This window comes from Vagococcus humatus (genome assembly GCF_003950325.1).
Taxonomy (GTDB): domain Bacteria; phylum Bacillota; class Bacilli; order Lactobacillales; family Vagococcaceae; genus Vagococcus_C; species Vagococcus_C humatus.
Window position 1 is genome coordinate 38,275 of sequence record NZ_PXZH01000007.1, and the last position, 23,049, is coordinate 61,323.

Annotated in this window: 22 protein-coding genes; 16 read left to right on the forward strand and 6 right to left on the reverse strand. The window is 36.6% G+C overall.

Annotated features, from left to right (window positions below):
- Positions 1-16 precede the first annotated feature (16 nt).
- From C7P63_RS09505 to C7P63_RS09515, 3 genes are read right to left on the reverse strand one after another with little or no spacing between them, the layout of a single operon-like run.
- Positions 17-820: an ABC transporter ATP-binding protein gene (locus C7P63_RS09505; protein WP_125943921.1), complete on the reverse strand. Its 804-nt coding sequence runs from the start codon at positions 818-820 to the stop codon at positions 17-19.
- Complete coding sequence (locus C7P63_RS09510; protein WP_125943922.1) at positions 813-1,730, reverse strand: ABC transporter permease; 918 nt, start codon at positions 1,728-1,730, stop codon at positions 813-815. The genes C7P63_RS09505 and C7P63_RS09510 overlap by 8 nt, the downstream gene beginning before the upstream one ends.
- Positions 1,731-1,744: 14 nt before the next feature.
- On the reverse strand, positions 1,745-2,716 hold the full coding sequence (locus C7P63_RS09515; RefSeq protein WP_125943923.1) for an ABC transporter substrate-binding protein: 972 nt from the start codon (positions 2,714-2,716) through the stop codon (positions 1,745-1,747).
- A gap of 467 nt (positions 2,717-3,183) precedes the next feature.
- Between C7P63_RS09515 and C7P63_RS09520 the strand changes: the two genes are divergently transcribed.
- The 12 genes from C7P63_RS09520 (at position 3,184) to C7P63_RS09575 (ending at position 15,651) form a co-directional block, all read left to right on the forward strand.
- Complete coding sequence (locus C7P63_RS09520; protein WP_125943924.1) at positions 3,184-4,206, forward strand: LacI family DNA-binding transcriptional regulator; 1,023 nt, start codon at positions 3,184-3,186, stop codon at positions 4,204-4,206.
- Positions 4,207-4,341: 135 nt separating this feature from the next.
- Entirely contained in the window at positions 4,342-5,643 is a 1,302-nt protein-coding gene (locus C7P63_RS09525) for a pyrimidine-nucleoside phosphorylase (RefSeq protein ID WP_125943925.1), read from the forward strand.
- An 18-nt stretch (positions 5,644-5,661) separates the two neighbouring features.
- Positions 5,662-6,309: a deoxyribose-phosphate aldolase gene (gene deoC, locus C7P63_RS09530; RefSeq protein ID WP_125943926.1), complete on the forward strand. Its 648-nt coding sequence runs from the start codon at positions 5,662-5,664 to the stop codon at positions 6,307-6,309.
- A gap of 13 nt (positions 6,310-6,322) precedes the next feature.
- Complete coding sequence (locus C7P63_RS09535) at positions 6,323-6,721, forward strand: cytidine deaminase (RefSeq protein ID WP_125943927.1); 399 nt, start codon at positions 6,323-6,325, stop codon at positions 6,719-6,721.
- A 62-nt stretch (positions 6,722-6,783) separates the two neighbouring features.
- Positions 6,784-7,863 (forward strand): BMP family lipoprotein, encoded by a 1,080-nt coding sequence (locus tag C7P63_RS09540; RefSeq protein WP_125943928.1) that lies wholly within the window; start codon positions 6,784-6,786, stop codon positions 7,861-7,863.
- A 93-nt stretch (positions 7,864-7,956) separates the two neighbouring features.
- The gene (locus C7P63_RS09545; RefSeq protein WP_165863818.1) at positions 7,957-9,501 is read left to right on the forward strand and encodes an ABC transporter ATP-binding protein; all 1,545 of its coding nucleotides are present in this window, start codon (positions 7,957-7,959) and stop codon (positions 9,499-9,501) included.
- Positions 9,494-10,564 carry an ABC transporter permease gene (locus C7P63_RS09550; protein ID WP_125943930.1) on the forward strand — a complete coding sequence of 357 codons (1,071 nt, stop codon included), beginning with the start codon at positions 9,494-9,496 and terminating at the stop codon, positions 10,562-10,564. Before C7P63_RS09545 ends, C7P63_RS09550 begins: the two co-directional genes overlap by 8 nt.
- A gap of 2 nt (positions 10,565-10,566) precedes the next feature.
- Positions 10,567-11,520, forward strand: a complete 954-nt coding sequence (locus tag C7P63_RS09555; protein ID WP_125943931.1) for an ABC transporter permease — start codon at positions 10,567-10,569, stop codon at positions 11,518-11,520.
- A 96-nt stretch (positions 11,521-11,616) separates the two neighbouring features.
- Positions 11,617-12,783 carry a phosphopentomutase gene (deoB, locus tag C7P63_RS09560; protein ID WP_125943932.1) on the forward strand — a complete coding sequence of 389 codons (1,167 nt, stop codon included), beginning with the start codon at positions 11,617-11,619 and terminating at the stop codon, positions 12,781-12,783.
- Between the two features lie 27 nt (positions 12,784-12,810).
- Positions 12,811-13,629 carry a purine-nucleoside phosphorylase gene (locus C7P63_RS09565; protein WP_125943933.1) on the forward strand — a complete coding sequence of 273 codons (819 nt, stop codon included), beginning with the start codon at positions 12,811-12,813 and terminating at the stop codon, positions 13,627-13,629.
- Positions 13,630-13,647: 18 nt separating this feature from the next.
- Positions 13,648-14,355 (forward strand): purine-nucleoside phosphorylase, encoded by a 708-nt coding sequence (gene deoD / locus C7P63_RS09570; protein ID WP_125943934.1) that lies wholly within the window; start codon positions 13,648-13,650, stop codon positions 14,353-14,355.
- Positions 14,356-14,466: 111 nt separating this feature from the next.
- On the forward strand, positions 14,467-15,651 hold the full coding sequence (locus C7P63_RS09575) for an iron-containing alcohol dehydrogenase (RefSeq protein ID WP_125943935.1): 1,185 nt from the start codon (positions 14,467-14,469) through the stop codon (positions 15,649-15,651).
- Positions 15,652-15,702: 51 nt separating this feature from the next.
- Here C7P63_RS09575 and C7P63_RS09580 read toward each other — a convergent pair whose 3' ends face one another.
- The 3 genes from C7P63_RS09580 to rpiA form a co-directional block, all read right to left on the reverse strand.
- Positions 15,703-16,389 carry a 2,3-diphosphoglycerate-dependent phosphoglycerate mutase gene (locus C7P63_RS09580; protein WP_125943936.1) on the reverse strand — a complete coding sequence of 229 codons (687 nt, stop codon included), beginning with the start codon at positions 16,387-16,389 and terminating at the stop codon, positions 15,703-15,705.
- A gap of 98 nt (positions 16,390-16,487) precedes the next feature.
- A complete protein-coding gene (locus C7P63_RS09585; RefSeq protein ID WP_125943937.1) occupies positions 16,488-17,249 on the reverse strand; it encodes a formate/nitrite transporter family protein in 762 nt (253 codons plus the stop codon).
- Between the two features lie 36 nt (positions 17,250-17,285).
- Positions 17,286-17,963, reverse strand: coding sequence for a ribose-5-phosphate isomerase RpiA (gene rpiA / locus C7P63_RS09590; RefSeq protein ID WP_125943938.1), 678 nt, complete (start codon positions 17,961-17,963; stop codon positions 17,286-17,288).
- Positions 17,964-18,304: 341 nt separating this feature from the next.
- Between rpiA and rpsL the strand changes: the two genes are divergently transcribed.
- From rpsL to tuf, 4 genes are all read left to right on the forward strand, one after another.
- Positions 18,305-18,718: a 30S ribosomal protein S12 gene (rpsL, locus tag C7P63_RS09595; RefSeq protein ID WP_125943939.1), complete on the forward strand. Its 414-nt coding sequence runs from the start codon at positions 18,305-18,307 to the stop codon at positions 18,716-18,718.
- A 76-nt stretch (positions 18,719-18,794) separates the two neighbouring features.
- Entirely contained in the window at positions 18,795-19,265 is a 471-nt protein-coding gene (gene rpsG, locus C7P63_RS09600) for a 30S ribosomal protein S7 (protein WP_125943940.1), read from the forward strand.
- Positions 19,266-19,362: 97 nt separating this feature from the next.
- Positions 19,363-21,447: an elongation factor G gene (gene fusA, locus C7P63_RS09605; RefSeq protein WP_125943941.1), complete on the forward strand. Its 2,085-nt coding sequence runs from the start codon at positions 19,363-19,365 to the stop codon at positions 21,445-21,447.
- A gap of 123 nt (positions 21,448-21,570) precedes the next feature.
- Positions 21,571-22,758, forward strand: coding sequence for an elongation factor Tu (gene tuf, locus C7P63_RS09610; RefSeq protein WP_125943942.1), 1,188 nt, complete (start codon positions 21,571-21,573; stop codon positions 22,756-22,758).
- The last annotated feature ends 291 nt before the right edge of the window (positions 22,759-23,049 follow it).

A 23,049-nucleotide genomic window follows, 5' to 3' on the forward strand; every position in this document is an offset into this window, starting at 1 on the left:
GTGGATAACTATTTTTTTACTGTAATAAAAGGGCATCATCCTGTATAGAATGACCACTTTGTTCTTGGAAAAGTGTTAATAAGTCAGCTACTGTTAAATTTTTCTTCGCTGTTTCATCTAAATCTACTACTATTTTTCCTTGATGTAACATAATGAGTCGTTGTCCATAATTTAAAGCATCTTCCATATTATGAGTAATCATAAAAGTTGTTAAGTGTTGTTGGTCAATTAATTCTTTGGTTTTATTCATAATTATGTGAGAAGATTTAGGATCAAGAGCAGCAGTATGTTCATCTAATAGGAGTAATTTAGGCTTGTTTAATGTTGCCATTAAAAGAGTAATAGATTGCCTTTGTCCTCCTGATAATAAGCCGATTTCAGTATCTATTTTTTCTTCTAAACCCATGTTTAATCCTTTTAATTTTTCGATAAAAAAGGAACGGTTTTTAGCTGTTTTCGCCCTAGATAACGTCCGTTTTTTACCACGACAAGCAGCGATAGCTAAATTTTCACCTACTGTTAGTCGCACAGCAGTTCCAGCTTTAGGATCTTGAAAGACTCGACTAATAAATTGACTACGTTGTACAACATTTTTTTTAGTAATATCTTCTTGATTTAAGAGAATATTTCCAGATGTGACTGGGAAAGTGCCAGCAATACTATTTAATAAGGTAGATTTCCCTGCCCCATTTCCACCAATAATGGTGACAAACTCTCCTTCTTTCATCGTTAATTGGATATCTTGAAGGACATGGGTTTCATGAACCGTGTTTAAGTGGAAATAATGATTGACATTATTTAGTTCTAACAGATTAGCCATGATAAGTCACTCCTTTTTTTAATTTTTTTTCTTGTTGTTGTAAAAGTGGTAAACAGAGACAACCAGCTAAAAATAAAGCTGAGAAAAACTTATTATCATTAGCTTGAATTGGCAATTCTAAAATAAAGGCCAGAATTAAGCGGTAAACAACAGTGCCTAAAACAATAGTGAATAGCCGAGTGAGTAAGGGTTTTTGTTTAAATAGAACTTCCGCTACAATAATTGAGGCTAGACCAATGACAATGGTACCTATGCCAGCGTTTAAATCAGAGAATCCTTTTTGCTGAGTTAAAAGCGCACCGCTTAAAGCAATTAAGCCATTAGCTAACATATAGCCAAGTAATTGTGTACTATTCGTATTGATGCCATTAGCTTGACTCATCGTTAGATTATCTCCTGTAGCAATAATGGCTAAACCTATTTCAGTTTGGAAAAACAGATATAATAATGGAAGTAGGATCAGCAATAACATTCCTCCTAATATAATGATAGAAAGATGGGGCTGTTTAAGTATTTTTTCAAACCATGAGAAAACAGTTGGTTGCTGAATTAAAGATAAAGTAGCACTGTTCGCCATAATTCGTGAATTAATCGAATATAAACCAGTCATTGTGATGATACCTGCTAATAAAGCAGGTATTTTTAATTTTGTGTGTAACAAACCAGTGATTAAACCCGCTAACATGCCACCTAAAACGGCTAAACTTGTACTAATTACTGGAGAAGCGCCTTGTAAAATCAAGATGGAAACAATTGCCCCACCTAAAGGAAAACTACCTTCTGTGGTCATATCAGGAATATCTAATAAGCGAAAGGTAATATAAACGCCTACAGCTAAAAATGACCAAAGAAACCCTTGACTAACAGATGAGATAAAAATACTTGGTAAATGAGTTAAAAAATTAAGCATATAAAACTTCCTTTCTAGTTAACTTGAATAGACTCTAATGGAATATTCAGTTGATTTAATTTGTCATGATTAAGATATAAAGTCAGGTGGTTAGAAGTTTCTACTGGATAAGTAGCAGGCTGTTTTTTTTGTTTAAGCAGGTTAATCGCCATATCAGCAGTTTGCTGTCCTAAAGAATAGTAATCGATTCCGTAAGTAGCAGTGCCTCCTTCTTTAGCCATATCAATAGAGCCAGTGACGACAGGGAGTTGGTATTTCTGAGCTACTTGACCAACAATAGGCATAGCACTAGCAAAGATATTGTCAGTTGGAATATAAAGTCCATCGACTTTTTTAGCTAAGCTTTCTGTTACTTGTTGCACATCATTGGTACTAGTCGCTGTGAGTAAAGAAACTTGGCAATGCTGTTTTTCTAAAAATTGTTTGGCAAGATTAACTTGAATAACAGAGTTTTCCTCTCCAGCATTATAGAGAATACCTACATGTTTTTTTCCTTGAAGTAATTTTAGAAGTAAGGTTATTTGGTCAGTAATTGGCACCATGTCAGAAGTTCCAGTTAAATTTCCACCAGGATGTTGATTGGAGTGAATTAAATGTAAACTAGTTAAATCTGTTACAGCTGTCACTAAAATTGGCAGTTGTTTTGTTTCATTTAAAAGAGAGATAGCAGAGGGGGTACCGATACCTAGTAGTAAATTTGGCTTATCACGAATTAGTTTTTCGCTCATGTTTTTAAGATTATCCTGATTTCCTTGACCATTTTGAAAGACAATATGAACAGGTTTATCTAGTTGCTGAGTTGTTTCTAACCGGTCTTTAAACCCATGATAAGCTGCATCCAGTGAAGGATGTTGAACTAGTTGTAGTACTCCAACAGTGTAATAGTTTTTGGCTTTTTCTTTAGTCAGGTGGGTGGCTAGTCCGATACTAATCATTAAACTAAGGCAACCAAACAGATAAATGAGCCAGCGGTTTCTTTTTTTCATGTGTTTCCTCCTTAAAAATAAAATAAAAAAATCCATTCAGATATTTATCTGAATGGATTGAATTCTAATAATAAAATAATGATAAAATCATACCTGTCTTTTATTTGTTAGAAAGTTTAGCCATTCAGAGCAATTGCTATGTGGCAAACAAATCCAACAAAAAATGCTTTAGCCATCATAGATACAAGGTTAACGTTTGTATCCATGAGTGACATGTTTACAAACGCTATCTAAAATAGCTAAAGAAAAATGAGTTATTTATGGGGCGAATATTCTTTAAGTGATGTAAGATTTTCATAGCAAAAACTCCTCATTTCTTAATGTTTTTCTCATTATATAAAATATAAAGAAATAAGTCAATTTAATTTTCAGATTTTCAGAAAAAAAGAAACTACCTATTTCTCAAAAAGTTTGGTATTCTTAAGGGGATATTGGTCCGTTAATTTATATTAAGGAGAAGGAGCAAAATGAAAATTACGATTAAAGATATTGCGGAAAAAGCAGGTGTTTCCACGACGACTGTTTCCCATATTTTAAATAATAAAGGCAGTCGGTTTAGTGAAGAAACAAGGCAACGTGTACTTAAAGTAGTAGATGAACTGAACTATCAACCTGATTTTTTTGCTCAAAATATGATCATGAAAAAATCTCGAACAATCGGGATGATTGTTCCAGATGTAACAGATTTGTTTTTCTCTAAATTAATCGAAGGAGTGGAATCTTATTTTAATTCCTTAGGATACATGATTATTTTATGTAACTCTAAACATGATCCTAAACTTGAAGAAAAATATTTTCAACAACTGGTTTACCGTTCTGTAGAAGGAATTATTATTGCTACGCCTAATATATTAAGTGAGAAAATCTTGAAAAATGATGATGTGTTAAGAAGACATATTCCACTTGTTTTGATTGATATGGGTAAAAATCCTCGAGAACAAGGTAAATTATTGGTAGAAGAATATCAAGGGGTTTATTCCGGAGTTAAGTATTTTATAGAAATGGGCCATCAAAAAATTGCCTTTATTCAAGAAGTTGGTGACTACTATCAATTATCAGAACGAATTACAGGTTATTTGAACTGTCTAGAAGACTACAATATAGATTATAATCCTCAATTAATTTCAGAAGGACCATTAACTATGCAAGGTGGTTATCAAGCAACGAAACAAGTTATCGAACAAAGTCAAAAAGATTTTACAGCTATTTTTTGTAGTAATGACCAAATGGCTGTGGGAGCTTACCAAGCTCTTTTAGAAGCTGATTTACGTGTTCCTGATGATGTATCAGTTATAGGGTTTGACGGGTTAGAAATTGCTCGGTATATGGCACCGGCTTTAACCACTGTTTACCAGCCAACTTTTGATATTGGTTTTTATGCAGCAAAATTTATTTTAGATGCTATAGAAAACCCTAAACAACGCATTCCTAACAAGATTTTTGAGACTAAATTATTGGTAAGAGATAGCGTAAAACGGTTGACTAATTAAAAAAGAGATGTTATTATCTCTTTTGTAAGCGATTAAAGAAAGCGATTACTTTTAGTAAAACGCTTTACTAGAAAATATTTTATATTTTCAGTAGATTTAGTTATAATTAATAACGAACTATAAGGGGATGATCGAATGAGAATGGTCGATGTTATTGAAAAGAAGAGAAACGGAAAATCATTAACAACAGAAGAAATTGAGTTTTTAGTAAAAGGTTATACTAACGGGGATATTCCTGATTATCAAATGAGTGCTTTATTAATGGCTATTTTTTATCAAGATATGACTGATACTGAAATTACTAATTTAACTCTTAATATGGCCAATTCAGGCGATGTGATTGATTTAGCATCTATCACAGGGATAAAAGTAGACAAACATTCAACAGGTGGAGTTGGTGATACAACTACATTAGTATTAGCCCCTCTAGTTGCAAGTGTTGGCGTTCCAGTAGCTAAAATGTCTGGCCGAGGCTTAGGACATACTGGTGGAACGATTGATAAATTAGAAGCGATTCCAGGCTTTCAAGTAGAAATACCTAATGAACAGTTCATTCGTTTAGTGAATGAGAGTCAGGTTGCTGTTACAGGCCAATCCGGAAATTTAGCCCCTGCAGATAAAAAATTATATGCGTTACGGGACGTGACAGCAACTGTTGATTCAATTCCTCTCATCGCTAGTTCTATTATGAGTAAAAAAATTGCAGCTGGGGCAGATGCAATTGTTTTAGATGTAACAACAGGTGATGGTGCTTTTATGAAAAATATTGAAGATGCTACACGTTTAGCTGAAACAATGGTTCGTATTGGTAAATTAGCTGGTCGTCAAACAATGGCTGTTATATCTGATATGTCTCAGCCTTTAGGAGAAGCGATTGGTAATTCTATTGAAATTGAAGAAGCTATCAATACCTTAAAAGGACAAGGACCTAAAGATTTAGAAGAAATGGTATTTGTTTTAGGAAGTCAAATGGTTGTTTTAGCTAAAAAAGCTGAAACTTTAGAAGAAGCCCGCCAATTACTAGAAGAAGCTCTTCATTCTGGTAAAGCGTTAGCTAAATTCAAAGAAATGATCGAAAACCAAGGGGGAGACCCAAGTGTTGTAGATCAACCAGAAAAAATGGGAACAGCTAAATATGTTACTGTTTTACCAGCAAAAGAATCAGGTTATATTCGCAATATTCACGCTGAAAACGTTGGGATTGCCGCTATGTTATTAGGAGCAGGCCGTAAGACAAAAGAAGACGTGATTGATTACACAGTTGGTGTTAAACTACATAAAAAAGTTGGTATGGCTGTTGAACAAGGTGAACCACTTGTTACGGTATACGCTAATACGGAAGATATTACAGAAGTGGAACAGCTATTATATAACAATATAGAAATTGGTGAAGAAGTCGCTGAACCTGTATTAGTTAGGAAAATTATCACAGAGTAATAGAAAGAGGGACGTAACGTGGAGTTAAATCGAAAAATTGATCATACGCTATTGAAGGCTGATGCAACTCAAGCTCAGGTTAAGCAACTTATTGAAGAAGCGAAGAAACATCAATTTTATTCAGTATGTGTGAATCCTACATGGGTCAAATATGCTTATGAAGCCTTAGCTAAAGAGCCAGTTGCTGTTTGTACAGTTATTGGATTCCCTTTAGGAGCTACAACAACCGAAGTCAAAGCTCTGGAAACAAAAGATGCTATTTTAAACGGGGCTGATGAAGTGGATATGGTGATTAATATTGGTGCTTTGAAAGACCGACAATTAGTAGTCGTTCAAAGAGATATTGAAGCAGTCGTTAAAGAAGCTAAAAATAAAGCATTAGTCAAAGTAATTATTGAAACCTGTTTATTAACAGATGAAGAAATTAAACTAGCATGTCAAGCAGCTAAAGAAGCTGGTGCTGATTTTGTTAAAACTTCCACAGGCTTTTCAACAGGTGGGGCAAAAGTAGAAGATGTTAAGTTAATGCGTCAAACTGTTGGACCTGAAATGGGAGTTAAAGCTTCTGGTGGAATTCATTCGAAAAAAGAAGCGTTAGCTATGATTGACGCTGGTGCCACACGTTTAGGTACTAGTGCTAGTATTCAAATCGTAACCGAAGCTTAGGAGGCTATAAACGATGAGTAGTGTTAAAGAAGAATGGGTTAAAGCCGCTCAACAGGCACAAGATTTTGCCTATGTTCCTTATTCACATTTTCCTGTTGGTGCCTGTTTAGTAACCAAAGAAGGTAAAATATACACAGGTAGTAACATTGAAAATGCATCTTTTGGCTTAACTAATTGTGCAGAACGTACAGCTATTTTTAAAGCGGTATCTGAAGGAGATAAGGAATTCAGTCATTTAGTTATTTCAGGCAATACAGATGAACCTATTTCACCTTGTGGAGCTTGTCGGCAAGTCATGATAGAATTTTGCGACCCATCAATGCCAGTTACCTTAGTAAATAAAGATGGCGAACTAAAAGATGTAACCGTTGGTGAGTTATTACCATATTCATTTACTGAAGAGCAGTTATAATTTCTGATTTAATTGGCCGGATTGGCTGTTAAATAAAAAAAATATATAGGGGGCTTTAGAAGATGAAAACATCTAAAAAAATTGGTTTAGGGTTACTTACTCTAGGTCTAGCTGTATCGCTAGTAGCTTGTGGTGGAGGCAAAAAAGCTGACGATACTGCAACAGGTGGAGACAAAGGTAAAGGAGCAGACTACTCAGCAGCATTAGTAACTGACGTAGGTGGGGTAGATGATAAATCATTTAACCAATCTGCTTGGGAAGGTTTACAAGAGTGGGGTAAAGAGAACGATAAGAAAAAAGGAACAGGTGGTTATAACTACTACCAATCTAACTCAGACTCAGAATTTACACCAAACTTAAACAGTGCTATTGATGATGGTTTCAACACAGTTTTTGGTATTGGATTTAAATTACAACCAGCCATTGAAGAAATTGCAGATGCTAACAAAGACACACAATTTGTAATCATTGATGATGTTATCAAAGGAAAAGATAACGTAGAATCAGTTATCTTTAAAGATAATGAAGCATCATACTTAGCAGGTATTGCAGCAGCTAAAGCAAGCAAAACTAAACATGTTGGTTTTGTTGGTGGACAAGAAGGGGAAGTAATTGGCCGTTTCGAAGCTGGCTTTGTTGATGGTGTTAAATCAGTAGATAAAGACATCAAAATTGATGTGAAATATGCAGGATCATTTGGTGATGCTGCTAAAGGTAAATCTATTGCAGCAGCTATGTATAAAAGTGGTGCTGACGTGATTTTCCATGCGTCAGGTGATACTGGTAATGGTGTGTTCTCAGAAGCAATCGACGTTATGAAAACTAAACCTGAAAATCCTGTATGGGTAATCGGAGTAGACCGTGACCAACATGATGAAGGTGAATATGACGGCGGTAACGTAACATTAACTTCAACATTAAAAGGTGTAGGTACTGTTGTTAAAACAATTGCTACTGACGCACAAGATGGCAAATACAATGGTGGTAAAACAGAAGTATTTGGTCTTAAAGACGGCGGTGTTGATTTAACTAAGGGCCAATTAGACGAAGTAAATCCTGATATCCAAAAAGCAGTTGATGAAGCAAAAGATAAAATTATTGCTGGTGACATTAAAGTTCCAGAAAAACCAAGTAAAAAATAATTGTTAAGACACTTAGACAAGTGACACGTTAACATATTTGACCGAAATAGTTAGGAAGTGAATAAAGTGGGCGAATCACAATACGTGATTGAAATGGAAAACATAACAAAAGCATTTGGGAATTTCAAAGCCAACGATAACATTAATTTACGTGTTAAAAAGGGTGAAATTCATGCCTTATTAGGTGAAAACGGTGCTGGGAAATCAACATTAATGAATATTTTATCAGGTTTATTAGAACCAACCTCAGGAACTATTCGTATTAATGGTAAAGAAGAAAAAATATCTAGTCCGACTGTTGCTAATCGCTTAGGTATTGGAATGGTGCATCAGCATTTTATGTTGATTGACAATTTTACAATTGCCGAAAACATCATTTTAGGTAGCGAACCAACTAATGGTGTTGCTATTGACAACAAACAAGCATATCAAGACATTCTGGCTGTTTCGGAAAAATATGGTTTCAAAGTTGAACCAGGGGAATTAGTCGGTAATATCTCTGTTGGTATGCAACAACGTGTTGAGATTTTAAAAACATTATATCGTGGGGCAGATTTATTAATTTTTGATGAACCAACTGCTGTGTTAACTCCTCAAGAAATTGATGAGTTAATCGTGATTATGAAAGAATTAGTAGCAGAAGGAAAATCTATTATTATTATCACTCACAAATTAGATGAGATTAAAGCTGTAGCAGATCGGTGTACAATTATTCGTCGAGGAAAAAGTATTGATACAGTTAATGTAGCAGACGTTTCTCAACAAGAATTGGCCGATTTAATGGTAGGTCGTTCGGTGTCCTTTAAGACACCGAAAGGCCCATCTCATCCTACGAAACCAGTGCTAAAAATTAAAGATTTAGTGGTGAAAGAAAATCGTGGGTTGAATGCAGTTAATGGACTAAATTTAGAAGTTCGCGCAGGAGAAGTAGTTGGGATTGCGGGAATTGATGGTAATGGTCAAAGTGAATTACTTCAAGCCATTACAGGTATGCGAAAAGTAGAAAGTGGAACAGTTGAAATTAACGGAAAAGATATGACCGGTCAACGACCACGAACTATTACTGAAAATAGCGTGGGACATGTTCCAGAAGACCGTCATCGTTTTGGTTTAGTTTTACCAATGACACTAGCGGAAAATATAGCTCTTCAAACTTATTACAAAGAGCCATTAAGTAAGCATGGTATTTTAGATTATAAGATGATTAATTCTCACGCACGAGAACTGATAGAAGAATTCGATGTGAGAACCACTAACGAGTTGGTACCAGCCAGTGCTTTGTCCGGTGGTAACCAACAAAAAGCGATTATCGCACGGGAAATTGATCGAGATCCAGATTTATTAATCGTAGCACAACCAACTCGTGGGTTGGACGTGGGAGCGATTGAATACATCCATAAACGATTAATTGAACAACGAGATAGTGGTAAAGGTGTCTTGTGTGTTAGTTTTGAATTAGATGAAATTTTAAATGTTTCTGATAGAATTGCTGTGATGTTTGAAGGACAAGTAGTTGGAATTGTTGATCCAAAAGAAACAAACGAACAAGAGCTTGGTTTATTAATGGCTGGTGTTCCTTTAGAACGAGCAAGAGCAGAAGTTGCGCAAGTGAAGGAAGGAGCGGTAAGTCATGAATAAGAAAAATGAATTAGTAAGAAGTATAGCTGTTCCAGTTATTTCGGTTTTAGCCGGATTATTACTAGGTGCCATTATTATGTTAGTTTTCCAATACAATCCAGTTGAAGGGTACGGGGCTATGATAGAAGGAGCCTTTGGTCGTGCGTATAATGTAGGAGAAGTTGTTCGGCTAGCTACTCCGCTAATCTTAACTGGTTTAGGTTTTTCAGTCGCTTATACAGCTGGCTTCTTTAATATTGGGTTAGCTGGTCAAGCTTTATGTGGTTGGATTGCTTCCATTTGGTTAGCTATGACCTTCCCAGATTTACCTAAAGCTTTATTAGTACCGTTATGTATTATTGCTGGAACTCTAGCAGGTGCTTTATGGGCAGGGATTGCTGGTTTCTTTAGAGCTCAATTTGGTACAAGTGAAGTTATCGTAACTATTATGTTGAACTACACTATTTTATATATTAGTAACCATATTGTTCGTTATGTGTTAACTGACAATGCAGATGCTACTCCTAAAATTAGTCCGAATGCCTCTTTAAGAAGTGACTTTTTAACTCAACTTTCAGGAGGCTCTCGTTTAAACGGCGGTATCTTCTTAGCCTTATTAATGATTGTTTTAGTTTGGGTTCTAATGAAGAGAACAACAGCAGGTTTTGAGCTTCGTTCAGTTGGATTGAATCCACTTGCTTCTGAATATGCTGGTATGAATGCTAAGAAAAACATTATTTTAGCAATGGTTATTTCAGGTGCTTTAGCAGGTATGGGTGGAGTTGTAGAAGGATTAGGAACATTTGAAAATCTTTATGTATTAAGTGCTGCTCCAGAAATTGGATTTGATGGTTTAGCTGTTTCTCTATTAGGTGGCGGAAATCCAATTGGTATTTTATTATCTTCCCTATTATTTGGCGTTCTTAAAATTGGTGGATTGAAAATGCCAAGTGTTGGTGTGCCAAAAGAAATTGTAGAAATTGTGATTGCTTCTATTATCTTCTTTGTAGGAATTAATTATGCCATTCGCTACATTATGGATAAATTTGCAGCTAAAAAAATGACTGGGAAGGGAGAGGCTTAATCATGGTAGGAACATTAGCGATTATCGTATCCTCTGCTCTAGTCTACTCAGCTCCTTTAATATTTACAGCGTTGGGTGGTACATTTTCAGAACGTAGTGGGATTGTAAACGTAGGATTAGAAGGTATCATGACAATTGGGGCATTTAGTGCCACAGTGTTTAACTTATTTACTGTCAATATATTTGGCGCATTAACACCTTGGATAGCTATGTTATTCGGTGGTGTAATTGGAATACTATTTTCTTTGATTCACGCAGTAGCAACTGTTAACTTGCGTGCTGATCATATTGTTAGTGGTACTGTTATTAACTTAATGGCACCAGGTCTGACAGTATTTTTAACTAAAATGATCTTTGATGGACATGGTCAAACAGACTTGATTAAAGCTCGTTTTGGTAAAACTAGTTTTCCTATATTAAAAGATATTCCGGTTTTAGGAGAAATCTTCTTTAAAGATACATCAGCACCAGCTTATGTAGCAGTATTAGTTGCTATTTTAGCTTACTATGTTATCTTTAAAACTAAATTTGGTTTAAGATTGCGTTCGGTTGGGGAACATCCACAAGCGGCTGATACTCTAGGAATTAATGTTTACGGCATGAAATATGCTGGCGTAATGATTTCTGGTTTCTTAGGCGGTATGGGTGGAGCGGTAGCTGTTCAATCTATTTCTGGACAGTTCTCTATTTCCACAATTGCTGGTCAAGGATTCATTTCTATGGCGGCTATGATTTTTGGTAAGTGGAACCCATTAACCGTAATGGCTGCAGCTATTTTCTTTGGATTATCTCAAAGTTTAGCAGTTATTGGTAGTCAAATTGACTTCTTGAAAAATTTACCATCTGTTTATTTACAAGCAGCACCTTACGTGTTGACTGTATTGGTATTAGTTCTATTCATTGGTAAATCTCAAGGGCCTAAAGCAAACGGACAAACTTATATTAAATCTAAATAATAAACAAAACGTGCCAAGGAATGACAGAATTTGTCCTTTCTTATGGCACGTTTCTGGTAAATAATACTTGATGGAGAAAAGAAAGAAGGAATCAACATGTTTAATCGTGTTCATTTAATTGTATTGGATTCTGTTGGAATTGGAGAAGCACCAGATGCCGCGCAGTTTGGGGATGTAGGTTCTCATACGTTGGGACATATTTCAGAAATAGCTGGCTTACATGTGCCTCACATGGAACAACTAGGATTAGGGAACATCGCTCCCTTAAAAACGGTCAAAGAAGTAGCTAAGCCAAAAGGTTATGCAACGAAATTACAAGAAGTGTCTGTTGGAAAAGATACCATGACAGGTCACTGGGAAATCATGGGCTTAAATATTCAAACGCCGTTTAGAGTTTTTCCAGAAGGCTTCCCAGAAGAATTACTAGAAAAAATTTCTGAATTTTCAGGTCGCGGCATTGTGTGTAATCAACCTTATAGCGGCACAAAAGTGCTGGATGATTACGGTGAGCATCAAATGAAAACAGGGGATTTAATTGTTTATACCTCAGCAGACCCTGTGCTTCAAATTGCCGCTCACGAAGACATTATTCCGTTAGAAGAATTGTACCGAATTTGTGACTACACTCGGGAAATTACCAAAGAGGATCCGTATATGATTGGCCGAATTATTGCTAGACCCTATGTCGGAAAGCCAGGTAACTTCACTAGAACTCCTAACCGTCATGACTATGCTCTAGATCCATTTGGGGATACTGTGTTAGACCACTTAAAACAAGGTGGAAAAGACGTGATCGCTGTAGGTAAAATCAATGACATTTTTAATGGTCAAGGAGTGACAGATTTTGTGAGAACAAAATCTAACATGGACGGAGTGGATCAATTACTTACTGTTATGAAACAAGACTTTACCGGTTTAAGTTTTACTAACTTAGTAGACTTTGATGCCTTATTCGGACACCGCCGGAATGTGGCAGGTTACGGAGAAGCTTTAGAAGAATTTGACGCTCGCTTACCTGAAATTATTGAGGCAATGGCAGAGGATGATTTATTAATGATTACAGCAGACCACGGGAACGATCCAAGCTTTAAAGGTACCGATCATACCCGGGAATATATTCCGTTAATGGTTTACAGTAAACAAATGAAAGAGTCAGGCGCTCTTCCGGTTGGCCATTTCTCAGATATTGGGGCAACAATTGCAGATAACTTTAAGGTCACCTTACCTGAAAACGGTCAAAGTTTCTTAACTGAGTTAAACTAATTAACAAAATAAAAAGGAGTTTCTAACATGACAACATTAAGTGAAAAATTACAACAAACAGCAGCGTATATCAAAGAACAAGGAGTGACTGACGTCGATTTTGGTTTAATCTTAGGTTCTGGTTTAGGTGAACTAGCTAATGAAATTAGCGAACCTATTATTATTAAATACGAAAACATCCCAAACTTCCCTGTATCTACTGTTGTTGGACATGCAGGGCAACTAGTTTACGGTGAATTAGCTGGTAAAAAAGTGTTAGCTATGCAAGGTCGTTTCCACTATTACGAAGGAAACACTATGGAAATAGTTACTTTCCCAGTTCGAGTAATGAAAGCTTTAGGTGCTCACTCATTAGTGGTAACTAATGCAGCTGGTGGAGTTAATACTTCATTTACACCAGGTAACTTAATGCTTATTACCGATCAAATTAACTTTATGGGAGCTAATCCATTAATTGGTGCTAATGATGAAAACTTAGGACCTCGTTTCCCTGACATGTCTGAAGCCTTTGACAAAGAATACGGCAAAGTAGCTCGTTCTGTTGCAACAGAATTAAAAATCACTTTACAACAAGGGGTTTACATGGGATTTTCAGGTCCAACCTACGAAACTCCAGCAGAAGTTAGAATGGCTCGTTTAATGGGAGCAGATGCTGTAGGTATGTCAACAGTACCAGAAGTTATTGTAGCTCGTCACATGGGTATGCGTGTCTTAGGTGTTACTTGTGTGACTAATTTAGCGGCAGGAATGCAAGCTACTTTAAACCATAAAGAAGTAGTTGAAACAACTGAACGTGTCAAAGCTGATTTTAAATCATTAATCAAACAAACATTAGCTAATCTATAAGATAAAGGAGAAACTGTCATGAGTGTTCATATTGGGGCAAAACCTGGAGAAATTGCTGAAAAAATCTTACTGCCTGGAGATCCATTACGGGCAAAATATATTGCAGAGCATTTTTTAGAAAATGCTACTTTGTATAATGAAGTAAGAGGTATGCTAGGATTTACAGGAACATATAAAGGAGTCCCTGTTTCTGTTCAAGGAACTGGGATGGGAATGCCTTCTGCAGCTATTTATATCAATGAATTAATCCGTGAATATGATGTGAAACAATTAGTACGTGTAGGAACATGTGGCTCAATTCAAAAAGATGTCCATGTGCGTGATTTAGTTTTAGCTCAAGCAGCTGCAACTCCTTCTTCTATGATTCGAAATGATTTTCCTAAATATGATTTTCCGCAAATTGCGGATTTTGACTTGTTGTTAAAATCTTATCAAATTGCAAAAGAACATGGTTTTACTACCCATGTTGGGAATGTTTTATCTGATGATGTTTTTTATAAAGATAGTTTAGAGGATACTTTCCGATTAGGGGAGTACGGCGTTTTAGGAATTGAAATGGAAGCGGCAGTTTTATACTATTTAGCAGCTAAATTCCAAGTCCAAGCCCTAGGGATTATGACAGTGAGTGATCACATGTTAACTGGGGAAGAAACCACTTCTGAAGAACGTCAAAAAACCTTTGATGAAATGATTATTGTTGCGTTAGAAACGCTTATTCAAGCTTAATCAAGAAAAACTCAATGAAAGCCATGAATCTTTTCATGTGCATTCATTGAGTTTTTTGTTACTATAAATGTAAGGATTGCTTAAACAATTATGAATGAACCGGAGGATATTATGGAAAATTTCACTTTTTATACACCAACCAAAATCTATTTTGGAAAAGATCAAATCAAAAAATTACCACAGAGTATTGCCCCTTATGGTAAACGAGTATTGCTTGTTTATGGCGGAGGAAGTATCAAACGTAATGGCATTTATGATCAAGCTACCACATTATTAACTGAACAAGGGTTTGAAATAACTGAACTAAGTGGGGTAGAACCAAATCCTCGTTTAGAAACAGTTGAAAAAGGCGTTAAATTATGCCGAGATCATCAAATAGAAGGAATTATTGCTATTGGTGGAGGCTCTACCATTGACTGTTCAAAAGCTATTTCAGCTGGTGTGTTCTATGAAGGCAGTCCATGGGATTTTACGAAAGATTCTAGTTTGATTACTAAAACATTGCCATTATTTACAGTATTAACAATGGCAGCAACTGGGTCTGAAATGAACTGGGGAGCAGTAATTACCAATGTTGAAACAAATGAAAAATTAGGTATTCATTCTGTTTTAATGATTCCTAAAGTGTCTATTTTAGATCCAACTTATACTTATACAGTGCCAACTAAACATACAGCAGCAGGTTCAGTGGATATTTTAAGTCATTTATTAGAAAACTATTTTAGTCAAAATAAAGGAGCTTATGTCCAAGATAGAATTTCTGAGGGAATAATGCGAACAGTAATCAACTATGCCCCACAAGCGCTAAAACAACCAGATAATTATGAAGCACGGGCTAATTTAATGTGGTCCAGTACATTAGCCTTAAATGGTTTAACTGGTCGAGGGAAAGTTGGGACTTGGAGTTGTCACCCAATGGAACATGAGTTAAGTGCTTTTTATGACATTACTCATGGGATCGGTCTAGCTATTTTAACCCCACGTTGGATGAAGTATATCTTAAATGAAGACACAGTGGAACAAATGGCTAATTTAGCTCATTATGTATGGGACATTCCAGTTAATTCAGATAATTTATTTGAAACAGCTGAAAAAGGCATTCAAGCTTTTTATGATTGCTTTGTGTCTTGGGGTATTCCTATGACCTTAGAAGAAGTGGGTATTCCAGAAGATAACTTGCAGTTAATGGCTGAAAAAGCAGTAGAACATAGTACGTTAGCAACAACAGCCTATGTACCTTTAGCTGTAAAAGATGTTAGAGCTATTTATGAAAATTGTTTAACTCAAGGTATTTAAATTAGAAAATAAAAAAGAGAACCTTGAAAAAGGCTCTCTTTTTTATTAGTTTTAAAGGGTTGATTTAGAGATAATATTTAATTGTTCATCTAATTCATAAACAATTGGTTGGCCAGTTGGAATTTCAACGCCCATAATATCATCATCTGAAATATTTTCTAGGTGTTTGGTTAAGGCTCTTAGTGAATTACCATGAGCGGCAACTAAAACATTTTTACCATCAATTAAGCTAGGTGCAATAAAGTCGTCCCAGTAAGGAATTGCCCGTTCTAAAGTCACTTTTAAGTTTTCTCCGCCAGGGATCACTCGTCTGTCTAAGTGTTGATAACGACGATCGTTAACAGCAGATTCAGGATCGTCTTCGGCTAATAATGGAGGCAATGTGTCATAAGACCGACGCCATAATTGGACTTGGTCTGCTCCGTATTTATCAGCTGTTTCTTTTTTGTTTAATCCTTGTAAAGCTCCATAGTGACGTTCATTTAGACGCCAAGATTTATATTCAGGTACCCACAATTGATCAGATTCTTCTAAAATATAATGACAAGTTTTAATCGCACGTTTCAACACAGATGTATAAGCAACGTCTAGCGCAATACCAGCTTCTTTGATTTTATGTCCAGCCGTTTTTGCTTCTTCCGTTCCTTTTTCACTTAGATCTACATCCACCCAACCAGTAAACTGGTTTAAAGCATTCCATTGGCTTTCACCATGACGAACAAAGACTAATTTTGCCATATTATTCACTCCTATGTGTTTAAGTATCCTTATAACACCTATATTGTACCTTCTTTTCAGAAAATATCCAAGAAAAGTGATTAGGAGTGACATGGCTTTTAGTGATGTTTTAGACTAACGTAATAAGCTCCGCTGACAAAAACAGCTCCACCAATAATATTACCAAAGTACACTGGAATAACATTTTGAATAAATTGTCCCCAAGTAGCTCCGCCTTCAAAAATAGCGGCAGGAATGACAAACATATTTGCCACACTATGCTGAAAACCAATGGCAACAAAAACCATAACAGGGAACCAAGTGCCTAAAATTTTTCCAGCACCGTCTTTTGCTCCGTAGCATAACCACAGAGAAAGACCAACAAACCAGTTACAGCCGATTCCAGAGATAATCGCTTGTAATGGCGTAGCCGCTACTTTTGACTGAGCAACTGCAATAGTTTCTTCTAAAAAGACGCCACTACTAGTTAATCCTACAAGGTGACCAAAAAAGTAAGCGACAAATAGTGCGCCGACTAAGTTGGCTAGTGTGATCACTACCCAATTTTGAAGTAGTTGTTTACCAGTTACTTTTTTATTGTACCAAGCAATAGAGACAGCCATCATATTTCCTGTGATTAACTCGCCTCCAGCTAGCAAAATAACAATTAAACCAATTGGAAAGACACTAGCTCCAATTAAACTAGCAAAACTTCCCCATTCATGAGCTACCGAAGAAATAACTCGAATGTAGGCTAAATAGCCAAGGGAAATCATAGCTCCTCCAATAAACCCTAAAATTAATTTTGATAATAAAGGTTTATGTACTTTTTTGACTCCCATATTAATACTAATATCAACAATCTCATCTGGCGTATGCATTAAACAAATTCCTTCCTCATTCTAATTTTGTTTCATTTACTTAGTTGCTTGTAGAGTTTTCGGACCGTCTTCATACCCAACGATAACTGTATCAACCATATGTAAGAATAACCCGTGTTCAACCACGCCTACTTGTTTATCTAACCAATTAGCTAATTCATCTGGATCTTTAATTTGTTCTAGATGTAAGTCAATAATGTAGTTTTGACTATCTGTTTTCACGATATTTTTTTGTTCATCTTGACGTAAAACAGGATGTAACCCTTTTTCCGTAAACAAACGCATAAGCTGGTCTGAACCATAAGGAATGACTTCTACAGGTAATGGAAATTTACCTAAGTCTTCTACCATTTTAGATTGATCCACAATCCAAATGACTTTCTTAGAATAGGTTGCCACAATTTTTTCAAATAAAAGAGCAGCTCCGCCACCTTTAATACCGTTAAAAGCTTGACTAATTTCATCCGCTCCGTCAATAGTTAAATCAACGTGTGACACTTCATCAATACTTTTTAGGGGGATGCCTAATTCTTTTGCTTGATTTTCTGTTGCAGAAGAAGTCGTTACTCCGACAATATCTAAGCCTTCTTCTTTCATCCGACGGCCAATTTCTTCCACCATATAATAGGCAGTTGAACCTGTTCCTAAACCTACCACCATGCCACTTTTAACATGTTTTGCTGCTTCGATACCAACCATTTCTTTTAAATTCATGATAACCTCCAACAATATATGATTTACAATTAACTATTGTACTGATAATTAGCTTAAATTGGTAGGCGTTTTCTTGAATTCTTTCAGATTTTTTATCTTTTGTGAGATATTTTCCATGAATAGGGACATATAAAAAAATAAATGAAAAATTGTTGACAGGTTAAATTGTATATGATAAGCTTTTTAAGGTGCTTTAAGTACAGGTCTCTTAAAAGACGTGCTGACTGTCTTGAAAAGCATTTACAAAGTGACTGCAAGATTACTTGCATTCTTTTTTGTCAAAAAAATGAACCACCAGGATGTGTGGTACTAGAAACAAATGTGAGGAAGGAGGAAAAAGAATGCCAACAATTAACCAATTGATTCGTAAATCACGTCAATCAAAAACTACTAAATCAGACTCACCTGCATTAGGAAAAGGCTACAATAGTTTGAAAAAATCTTTTACTGATACAAATTCTCCTCAAAAGCGTGGAGTTTGTACTCGTGTAGGAACTATGACACCTAAAAAACCTAACTCAGCGTTACGTAAATATGCTCGTGTTCGTTTATCAAACAGCATTGAAGTAACTGCTTATATCCCAGGAATCGGACACAACTTACAAGAACATAGTGTTGTTCTTATTCGTGGTGGACGTGTAAAAGACTTACCAGGGGTACGTTACCATATCGTACGTGGAGCTTTAGATACTGCTGGAGTGACTGATCGTAAACAAAGCCGCTCTAAATACGGTGCTAAAAAACCTAAAGCTTAATTGAAGCTTTCTTATATATAAGAAAAATCAACTTACTTAAATACATATAAAAAATATTTGGAAGGAGGAATTTTGAATGCCTCGAAAAGGTCCTGTCACAAAACGTGAAGTTTTACCAGATCCTATGTTTCATTCAGAAGAAGTGACTCGTTTAATTAACCGTGTAATGGTTGATGGTAAACGCGGAACTGCTGCATCTATTGTGTATAGCGCATTTGATGTAATCAAAGAATCCACAGGAAACGATCCAATTGAAGTTTTTGAACAAGCTTTAGAGAACGTTAAACCTGTTTTAGAAGTTAAAGCTCGTCGTGTAGGTGGTTCTAACTACCAAGTACCCGTTGAAGTTCGTCCAGAACGTCAAATTACTTTAGCTCTACGTTGGATTGTTAACTTCTCTCGTTTACGCGGAGAACATACAATGGAACAACGTTTAGCAAAAGAATTAATGGATGCTGCTAACAACAGTGGTGCATCTGTTAAGAGACGTGAAGATGTCCATAAAATGGCTGAAGCCAACAGAGCGTTTGCTCATTACCGTTGGTAAAATCCTCTCTGCTTTTAGAAAAGAAACACTGTTACTAATAAGCAGATGACATGATAAATAAAAGATTTTTAGCACAAGTGAGAGGAGAAACACAAGAATGCCTAGAGAATATCCTTTAGAAAAAACTCGTAACTTGGGTATTATGGCCCACATTGACGCTGGGAAAACAACGACAACTGAACGTATTTTATACTACACAGGTAAAATTCATAAAATTGGTGAAACTCATGATGGAGCTTCACAAATGGACTGGATGGAACAAGAGCAAGAACGTGGTATTACAATTACATCAGCTGCAACAACAGCTCACTGGAAAGGTTACCGTGTTAATATTATTGACACACCTGGACACGTAGACTTCACTGTTGAAGTTGAACGTTCATTACGTGTACTTGATGGTGCTGTAACAGTTTTAGATGCTCAATCAGGTGTTGAGCCTCAAACAGAAACAGTTTGGCGTCAAGCTACTACTTACGGAGTTCCTCGTATTGTATTCATTAACAAAATGGATAAAATTGGTGCGGACTTCTTATACTCTGTTGGTACATTACATGACCGTTTACAAGCAAACGCTCATCCAGTTCAATTACCAATTGGAGCAGAAGACAACTTCACTGGGATTATTGATTTAATCACAATGAAAGCTGAAATTTATGCAAATGACTTAGGAACAGATATCCGCGAGGAAGAAGTTCCAGAAGAATATCTTGAACAAGCTCAAGAATGGCGTGAAAAATTAATTGAAGCAGTAGCTGATACTGATGAAGCGTTAATGGAGAAATATTTAGAAGGTGAAGAAATTTCAGAAGATGAGTTACGTGCTGCTATTCGCCGCGCAACTATCGCTGTAGAATTCTACCCAGTTTACTGTGGTACAGCCTTCAAAAATAAAGGGGTTCAATTAATGCTTGATGGCGTTATTGACTTCTTACCAGCTCCAACAGAAGTTGCTGACATTAAAGGTACTGATCCAGATACTGGAGAAGAAGTATCTTGTCCTTCAACTGATGACGCACCATTTGCAGCTTTAGCATTTAAAGTAATGACTGACCCATTCGTAGGTCGTTTAACATTCTTCCGTGTGTACTCTGGTACATTAGAAGCTGGATCATACGTGAAAAATGCTTCTAAAGACAAACGTGAACGTGTTGGTCGTATTCTACAAATGCATGCGAATGCTCGTCATGAAATTCCAACTGTATACTCAGGAGATATTGCTGCAGCAGTTGGTTTGAAAGATACTGCAACAGGAGATACATTGTGTGATGAAAAACATCCAGTTATTCTTGAATCAATGGAATTCCCAGAACCAGTTATCGAAGTAGCGATTGAACCTAAATCAAAAGCTGACCAAGATAAAATGGGCGTTGCTTTACAAAAACTTTCAGAAGAAGATCCAACTTTCCGTGCAACAACTAACCAAGAAACTGGTGAAACTATTATCGCTGGTATGGGTGAGCTTCACTTAGACGTTATCGTAGACCGTATGAAACGTGAATTTAAAGTAGAAGCTAACGTTGGTGCTCCTCAAGTTTCTTACCGTGAAACATTTAAATCTGCTACACAAGCAGAAGGTAAATTTGTACGTCAGTCAGGTGGTAAAGGTCAATACGGACACGTATGGGTTGAATTTACACCTAACGAAGAAGGCGGCGGTTTTGAATTTGAAAATGCTATCGTTGGTGGGGTAGTTCCTCGTGAATACATCCCTGCTGTAGAGACTGGTTTGAAAGACTCAATGGAAAACGGTGTGTTAGCTGGATATCCATTAGTAGACATCAAAGCAAAACTTTACGATGGTTCTTACCATGATGTGGACTCAAACGAAACAGCCTTCCGTGTAGCTGCTTCTATGGCGCTACGTGCTGCTGCTAAGAAAGCAAACCCTGTTATCTTAGAACCAGTAATGGCTATCGAAATCGTTATTCCTGAAGATTACTTAGGAGACGTTATGGGACACGTTACAGCTCGTCGTGGACGCGTTGAAGGTATGGAAGCTCGCGGTAATGCGCAAGTAGTACGTGCGATGGTTCCACTTTCAGAAATGTTTGGTTATGCAACTACATTACGTTCTTCAACACAAGGACGCGGTGTGTTCACTATGACATTTGACCACTACGAAGAAGTTCCAAAATCTATTCAAGAAGAAATCATCAAAAAACATGGTGGTTCTGCTAACTAATAGGTGTTGCCAAAAGTAATGGCAATGTATTACAATCAAATCATATGAGATGATGAACTTTTTAAGTTCTTAATCGATATATTAAAAAATAATCATACTTTTATTACTAGGAGGAATTACAGAATGGCTAAAGCAAAATACGATCGTTCTAAACCACACGTTAATATTGGTACAATTGGACACGTTGACCATGGTAAAACTACATTAACAGCTGCTATTGCAACTGTATTAGCAAAACATGGAGGCGGCGAAGCTCAAAACTACGCTGACATCGATAACGCTCCAGAAGAAAAAGAACGTGGAATTACAATCAGTACTTCACATATTGAATATGAAACAGAAACACGTCACTACGCTCACGTTGACTGCCCAGGACACGCGGACTACGTTAAAAACATGATCACTGGTGCTGCTCAAATGGACGGAGCTATCTTAGTAGTATCTGCTGCTGATGGCCCTATGCCACAAACACGTGAACACATTCTATTATCACGTAACGTTGGTGTACCATACATTGTTGTTTTCTTAAACAAAATGGATATGGTTGACGACGAAGAATTATTAGAATTAGTTGAAATGGAAGTTCGTGACCTATTATCAGAATACGACTTCCCAGGCGATGATACTCCAATCGTTGCTGGTTCAGCTCTTAAAGCTTTAGAAGGTGACGAAGCTTACGAACAAAAAATCTTAGACTTAATGGCTGAAGTTGATGCTTACATCCCAACTCCAGAACGTGACCATGACAAACCATTCATGATGCCAGTGGAAGATGTATTCTCAATTACTGGTCGTGGTACTGTTGCAACAGGCCGTGTTGAACGTGGTACTGTTAAAGTCGGTGACGAAGTTGAAATCGTTGGGATTGCTGAACAAACATCTACAACAACTGTTACAGGTGTTGAAATGTTCCGTAAATTATTAGACTACGCTGAAGCTGGAGACAACATTGGTGCGTTATTACGTGGTGTTTCTCGTGAAGATATCGAACGTGGACAAGTATTAGCTAAACCTGGTACTATTACACCTCATACAAAATTCGCAGCTGAAGTTTATGTTTTATCTAAAGAAGAAGGTGGACGTCATACTCCATTCTTCACAAACTACCGTCCTCAATTCTACTTCCGTACAACTGACGTTACTGGAGTAATTGAATTACCAGAAGGTACTGAAATGGTTATGCCTGGAGACAACGTTACAATCGACGTTGAATTAATCCACCCAATCGCTATCGAAGAAGGAACTCGTTTCTCAATTCGTGAAGGCGGACGTACTGTTGGTTCAGGTGTTGTATCAACAATCGAAAAATAATTTAATTATTTTAAAGAGTCGAGAAAATTCTCGACTCTTTTTTTGTTTTTGTAAAGAACGAAAACGGTTTTATGGAAAAGTTAAAAAAACTTTGCTAAAAAGCTTGCCAAATCCTTGGTTGTTTAGTACACTATTAAAGGTGTTCTCCATAAAAGATAAGTGAGAGACACGAGGATCTTATGAAAGTTCCGCTGGCGTTGAAGCGAGAGGTTGCGACACGCCTGGGAGCATTGCCATGGACAGGCTGTTGGAAATTTTCGTGGAGCTATGTCTACTTTTAAAATAGGCGAG

What these genes read in the sequence shown, in the direction of transcription:
- C7P63_RS09505 (WP_125943921.1), bottom strand. Translation starts at nt 820, where the DNA reads ATGGCTAATCTGTTAGAACTAAATAATGTCAATCATTATTTCCACTTA.
- C7P63_RS09510 (WP_125943922.1), bottom strand. Translation starts at nt 1,730, where the DNA reads ATGCTTAATTTTTTAACTCATTTACCAAGTATTTTTATCTCATCTGTT.
- C7P63_RS09515 (WP_125943923.1), bottom strand. Translation starts at nt 2,716, where the DNA reads ATGAAAAAAAGAAACCGCTGGCTCATTTATCTGTTTGGTTGCCTTAGT.
- C7P63_RS09520 (WP_125943924.1), top strand. Translation starts at nt 3,184, where the DNA reads ATGAAAATTACGATTAAAGATATTGCGGAAAAAGCAGGTGTTTCCACG.
- C7P63_RS09525 (WP_125943925.1), top strand. Translation starts at nt 4,342, where the DNA reads ATGAGAATGGTCGATGTTATTGAAAAGAAGAGAAACGGAAAATCATTA.
- C7P63_RS09535 (WP_125943927.1), top strand. Translation starts at nt 6,323, where the DNA reads ATGAGTAGTGTTAAAGAAGAATGGGTTAAAGCCGCTCAACAGGCACAA.
- C7P63_RS09540 (WP_125943928.1), top strand. Translation starts at nt 6,784, where the DNA reads ATGAAAACATCTAAAAAAATTGGTTTAGGGTTACTTACTCTAGGTCTA.
- C7P63_RS09545 (WP_165863818.1), top strand. Translation starts at nt 7,957, where the DNA reads ATGGAAAACATAACAAAAGCATTTGGGAATTTCAAAGCCAACGATAAC.
- C7P63_RS09550 (WP_125943930.1), top strand. Translation starts at nt 9,494, where the DNA reads ATGAATAAGAAAAATGAATTAGTAAGAAGTATAGCTGTTCCAGTTATT.
- C7P63_RS09555 (WP_125943931.1), top strand. Translation starts at nt 10,567, where the DNA reads ATGGTAGGAACATTAGCGATTATCGTATCCTCTGCTCTAGTCTACTCA.
- deoB (WP_125943932.1), top strand. Translation starts at nt 11,617, where the DNA reads ATGTTTAATCGTGTTCATTTAATTGTATTGGATTCTGTTGGAATTGGA.
- C7P63_RS09565 (WP_125943933.1), top strand. Translation starts at nt 12,811, where the DNA reads ATGACAACATTAAGTGAAAAATTACAACAAACAGCAGCGTATATCAAA.
- deoD (WP_125943934.1), top strand. Translation starts at nt 13,648, where the DNA reads ATGAGTGTTCATATTGGGGCAAAACCTGGAGAAATTGCTGAAAAAATC.
- C7P63_RS09575 (WP_125943935.1), top strand. Translation starts at nt 14,467, where the DNA reads ATGGAAAATTTCACTTTTTATACACCAACCAAAATCTATTTTGGAAAA.
- C7P63_RS09580 (WP_125943936.1), bottom strand. Translation starts at nt 16,389, where the DNA reads ATGGCAAAATTAGTCTTTGTTCGTCATGGTGAAAGCCAATGGAATGCT.
- C7P63_RS09585 (WP_125943937.1), bottom strand. Translation starts at nt 17,249, where the DNA reads ATGCATACGCCAGATGAGATTGTTGATATTAGTATTAATATGGGAGTC.
- rpiA (WP_125943938.1), bottom strand. Translation starts at nt 17,963, where the DNA reads ATGAATTTAAAAGAAATGGTTGGTATCGAAGCAGCAAAACATGTTAAA.
- rpsL (WP_125943939.1), top strand. Translation starts at nt 18,305, where the DNA reads ATGCCAACAATTAACCAATTGATTCGTAAATCACGTCAATCAAAAACT.
- rpsG (WP_125943940.1), top strand. Translation starts at nt 18,795, where the DNA reads ATGCCTCGAAAAGGTCCTGTCACAAAACGTGAAGTTTTACCAGATCCT.
- fusA (WP_125943941.1), top strand. Translation starts at nt 19,363, where the DNA reads ATGCCTAGAGAATATCCTTTAGAAAAAACTCGTAACTTGGGTATTATG.
- tuf (WP_125943942.1), top strand. Translation starts at nt 21,571, where the DNA reads ATGGCTAAAGCAAAATACGATCGTTCTAAACCACACGTTAATATTGGT.